Genomic DNA, 3420 nt, shown 5'->3' with positions numbered 1-3420 from the left:
GGCTGGGCCGCCTGGCATTGCGCCGGAGGTGCGCGCCGAGGTGGTGGCGTTTCCGGGGCGGGAGGGGTCTGCGGATTGATCCAGTTCGCCGCCTGCAAGCAACAGCCTGTCGGTTCCCTGTGTGCCCTGGAGAACGAGGTGGCGGGAGGCGGACTGGCGCCTCTTACTGCCGACACTGGCAAAACAATGCCCAGCACCAGGCTGGGCATTGGGAGCATGCGTCGGCGCGCGGTTACCGCGCTAGGCGTTTAGCCGGCGAAGTTCTTGGCGACAAACTCCCAGTCGATCTTGTCCCAAATCGCTTCGAGGTACTTCGGCCGCGCGTTGCGGTAGTCGATGTAGTAGGCGTGTTCCCACACATCCACGGTCAGCAGCGCGGTCTTGCCTTCGGTCATCGGCGTGCCGGCGTTGGAGGTGTTCATGATCTCGACGCTGCCATCGCCGTTCTTGACCAGCCAGGTCCAGCCAGAGCCGAAGTTGGTGGCTGCGGACTGACTGAACTGCGTCTTGAAGGCATCGAAGCTACCGAACTTGGCGTTGATGGCATCGGCCAGGGCACCGCTCGGCTCGCCGCCGCCGGTCGGGCTCAGGCAGTTCCAGTAGAAGCTATGGTTCCAGACCTGCGCGGCGTTGTTGAAGATACCGCCGGATGAGGTCTTGATGATCTCCTCGAGCGACTTGCCGTCGAACTCGGTGCCGGGCACCAGGTTGTTGAGGTTGTTGACGTAGGTCTGGTGGTGCTTGCCGTAGTGATACTCGAGGGTCTCGGCGGAGATCACTGGCTCGAGGGCGTTCTTCTCGTACGGAAGTGGGGGGAGTTCGTGTGCCATACTGAGTCTCCTGGCTTGGTTGCTGGGTCGGTTGTTGGGGGTGCATGAATGCAACGCTAGCGCTGAAGACGTAGGCCCGAGACAGTGGATATCAAGGAACAAAACAGGCTGGCGGAGGTAGCGAGCTGATGTGTGGCATCTGCGGAGAACTGCGTTTCGACGGCGCGCCGGCCGATCTGGGCGCCATCGCCCGCATGATGGAGCGGCTGCAGCCGCGCGGACCCGATCACGGCGGCAGTTATGGCGATGGCGCGCTCGCGCTCGGCCATCGGCGGTTGTCGATCATCGATCTCTCGGCGCGCTCGAATCAGCCGATGGTCGATCCAGGGCTCGGCCTCGCGCTGGTGTTCAACGGCACCATCTACAACCATCCCGAGCTGCGGCGCGAGCTGCGCGATCGCGGCTACAGCTTCTTCTCCGACGGCGATACCGAGGTCATCCTCAAGGCCTGGCATGCCTGGGGCGAAGGCTGTGTCGAGCGGCTGCACGGCATGTTCGCGTTCGCGATCTGGGATACCAACCGCCATCAGCTCTTCCTCGCCCGTGATCGCTTCGGCATCAAGCCGCTCTATTGGAGCGAGGCCAACGGCCGGCTGCGCTTCGCCTCGACCACCCAGGCGCTGGTCGCCGCCGGCGGGGTCGGCGACGGCATCGATCCGGTGGCGCTGCACCATCTGTTCACCCTGCATGCGGTGGTGCCGGCACCGCGCACCATACTGAGCGATATTCGCAAGCTGCCGCCGGCGCACTGGCTGCGCATCGATGCCGATGGGCGGCGCACCGAGCAGCGCTACTGGCAGCTGGACGCCACGCGCGGCGCAAGCGGCTCCGGGCTGCCGACCCGCGATGACGAATGGATCGAGGCCATCCACGATGCGCTGGAGACGGCGGTGCGCAAGCGCCGCGAGATCGCCGATGTGCCGGTCGGCGTGCTGCTCTCGGGCGGGCTCGATTCCAGCCTGCTGGTGGCCTTGCTGGCCGAGCACGGCGTTTCCGATCTGCACACCTTCTCGGTCGGCTTCGAGGACACCCCGGAGGAGGCCGGCAGCGAGTTCGAGTACTCGGATCAGGTCGTCGCGCACTTCGGCACCCGCCATCATCGCTTCCGGGTGGCGAACGACGAGGTGCTGCGCCGCCTGCCGGAGGCGGTCGATGCGATGACCGAGCCGATGTTCGGCCAGGATGCGGTCGCCTTCTATCTGCTCGCCGAGCAGGTCTCGCGCGAGACCAAGGTGGTGCAGTCGGGGCAGGGCGCCGACGAGGTCTTCGGCGGCTATTTCTGGTATCCGCGCATCGCCGCCGAGACCGAGGGTGATCCGGTCGAGCGCGTGCGCCGGCATTATTTCGATCGCGATCACGAGGAGTACCTGCGGATGGTGGCGCCCGCCTATGCCGGGCCGGACCATACCGGCGCCTATGTCGCCGAGCGGCTCGCCGAGCCCGGCGCCGACGAGGTCATCAACGCGGTGCTGCGGTTGGATGTCACTACCCTGATCGTCGACGATCCGGTGAAGCGGGTCGACAACATGACCATGGCCTGGGGCTTGGAGGCGCGGGTGCCGTTCCTCGATCATCAATTGGTCGAGCTGGCGGCGCGGTGCCCGCCGGCGCTGCGCCTGCGCGAGGGGGGCAAGTATCCGCTCAAGGCGATCGCGCGCGGGCGGCTGCCGGATGCGGTGATCGATCGGCCCAAGGGCTATTTCCCGATGCCGGCACTCAAGTACGTCCGTGGCGCCTTCCTCGACTTCATGCGCGATATCCTCAATGCACAGGCCTGCCGCGAGCGGGGGCTCTACCAGCGCGAGTACATCGACCGGCTCCTGGACGCGCCCGACCAGCACCACACCCGCATCCAGGGCAGCAAGCTCTGGCATGTCGCGCTGCTCGAGTACTGGTTGCAGCGCCATCTCGACCGGCGCTAGCCCAGCGGGCGGACGCTCGGAGGCCTGGCCGACGGCGTCGATTGGCGGTGGCGCTCGCGCGAACGGGCTGCGGCGCTCGGTCAGCAGGGCCGAGCGCATTGGGCTTTGCGAGATCGCATGGCACGCTCTGCCGCGCCTTGATATGCGCGGCCGCTATCCCGACCTTGGCCTCACTCATCACCTAGTCTTTCACGAGGTATTGCGATGGATGCCGTCATCGAGCGTATCGACCAACAGGTCAAGGGTCACCCGGTTGTCATCTATATGAAGGGCACGCCACAGATGCCGCAGTGCGGCTTCTCGATGCGCGCCGCGCAAGCGCTTGGCGAGACCGGCGTCGCGTTCGCCTATGTGAATGTGCTCCAGGATCCGGAGATCTTCGAGAATCTGCCGCGCTACGCCGACTGGCCGACCTTCCCGCAGATCTACGTCGACGGCGAACTGGTCGGCGGTTGCGATATCACCCTGGAGCTAGCGGCGAGCGGCGAGCTGAAGACCATGATGGAGGCGGCGGCGGCGAAGCAAGAGGCGAGTCGCGAGGGCGCCGCCTGAATCGAAGGCGTCAGCGAGAGGCGCCGCACCGCCTCAGGGAAGCCCGGCCGAGCGCCAACGATTGACGATGGTGCAAAACAGCCGCGCCGTCTGTTCGGCGTCATAGATGGCCGAAT

General features: G+C 65.9%; 3 protein-coding genes. 2 read left to right on the top strand and 1 reads right to left on the bottom strand.

The annotated features are described in order from the left end of the window. Nucleotides 1-248: 248 nt before the first annotated feature. Nucleotides 249-830, bottom strand: coding sequence for a superoxide dismutase (locus ACLFQI_RS12695; protein WP_410759855.1), 582 nt, complete (start codon nt 828-830; stop codon nt 249-251). 128 nt (nt 831-958) lie between these two features. Between ACLFQI_RS12695 and ACLFQI_RS12690 the strand changes: the two genes are divergently transcribed. Together ACLFQI_RS12690 and grxD are read left to right on the top strand one after the other, a co-directional pair. After that, on the top strand, nt 959-2752 hold the full coding sequence (locus ACLFQI_RS12690) for an N-acetylglutaminylglutamine amidotransferase (RefSeq protein WP_410759853.1): 1794 nt from the start codon (nt 959-961) through the stop codon (nt 2750-2752). 204 nt (nt 2753-2956) lie between these two features. Further along, nucleotides 2957-3304: a Grx4 family monothiol glutaredoxin gene (grxD, locus tag ACLFQI_RS12685; protein WP_410759852.1), complete on the top strand. Its 348-nt coding sequence runs from the start codon at nt 2957-2959 to the stop codon at nt 3302-3304. The last annotated feature ends 116 nt before the right edge of the window (nt 3305-3420 follow it).

The organism is Halochromatium sp. (genome assembly GCF_046541315.1).
Taxonomy (GTDB): Bacteria; Pseudomonadota; Gammaproteobacteria; order Chromatiales; family Chromatiaceae; genus Lamprobacter.
This window is presented reverse-complemented; position numbering and strand designations above follow the sequence as displayed.